Below are 1,434 nucleotides of genomic sequence, written 5' to 3' on the forward strand. Positions count from 1 at the left end.
GGTGAGGTGGCCTTCGGTGTGGTTTCTGAGGCGGTTCCCGGCGAGGCCTTCGACGAGGTCTTCGACGCGGTCTTCGGCGCGGTCTTCGACGAGGCAGGGATGCGGTGTAGCCGGGGTGCTCGGCCCGTGCCGCCTCGGATCGATATCTCCGACTCACCCGAGGCGACGGCGGCCGAGAGCTCGGAGATCGACACGTTCTCGGCGTCGGTGTCGACGAGCAGCACCCGGCCGTACGTCTCCGCCTGCGCGGAGCGGAGCAGGCCGCGTACGGCACCGGTCGCAAGATCTTCAGGAGCGCGGAAGAGGACGACCAGGCGGGTCTTGTCGAGCCTGGCGTCGGCGAGGAACGCCTGCACCAGCTCCAGCGCCCGGCCGCTCGCCTCGTGGGCCGCGCCCACCGGGTCGTCGTCGGCGGACGGCGACCAGGGGACCAGCAGGAAGTCGAAGGGATCCTCCGAGCCGGCCGCCTCGCCGAAGGCCGCCAGGTCGTCGTACCGCTGAGTGCCGGGCACATCCGCACCGAGTGCCGCCCAGCGGGTCGGCTCCTCGCCCTCGGGCATCTCGACGGGCATCCACTCGATCCGGAACACCTCACCGTTCGACCCGGTGAGCCGCTCCTCCGGCAGCCTCTCGTACGAGAGCGAGTCCACCGTCGCCACCGGCAGGCCGTCGGCGTCCAGGAACGACACCGCGACGGTGTAGTCACCGATCTCGGTCAGTCGCGCCCTGACCTCATGGGCACCCGTGGCGTGGAGGCGTACCCCCTTCCACACCGCCGGTGTCAATCCCTCGTCCGGGTGCGACACGGCCGCCTCCAGCAGCGCGGGATGCAGCCCGTACGCCGCAGCCTCTCGGCGCTGCTCCTCCGGCAACCCGACCTCGACGAACTCGCCTTCCCCGCTGTCATCGACGTGCCGATCCTCGTCCGTCAGGCGCCCCGTGGCGATGAGCCGCCACGGCGCCTCATCGGCGTCGCCCCGGACGTGCACGGTGACCGGTCGCCTGCCTTCCTCTGCGGTGCCGACCTTGACCTGAAGGCGTAGTGCGGCAGCGGACGGCATGAGCAGGGCGGTGTGCACCGTGAGCTCGTCCAACGTCGCGCAGCCGACCTCCTCCCCGGCCGCGATCGCGATCTCCACGATGGCGGAACTCGGCAGCACGGTGTGGTCGACCGGCCAGGGCAGGTCGGCCGACGTCAGACGGCTGGTGAAGATCACCTCGTCGCTTTCGGCCACGATGACCGGTGCGCCGAGCAGTGGGTGGCGCGTGGCGGTGGCCTGGGGGGCCGGTATGGCGGCGTCGTCCAGCCAGTAGCGCTTGTGCTGGAAGGGGTAGGTCGGTAGGGGGACGGGGCGGCCCGCGGGTGGGGTGGTGGGGAGGTTGTGGGTGTGCAGGTGGGCCAGTGCGGTGGTGAAGGTGGTGGGGGTCTTGTCG

The 1,434-nt window shown here is 71.1% G+C and carries 1 protein-coding gene; it reads right to left on the bottom strand.

What is annotated here, in order from left to right; translation table 11 throughout:
* The coding region (locus tag AB0G16_RS38770; RefSeq protein WP_362816026.1) for a polyketide synthase dehydratase domain-containing protein at nucleotides 1–1,434 on the bottom strand (1,434 nt) is incomplete at both ends.

The sequence above is a fragment of the Streptosporangium sp. NPDC023615 genome, from assembly GCF_040640155.1.
In the GTDB taxonomy this organism is placed as follows: Bacteria; Actinomycetota; Actinomycetes; order Streptosporangiales; family Streptosporangiaceae; genus Streptosporangium.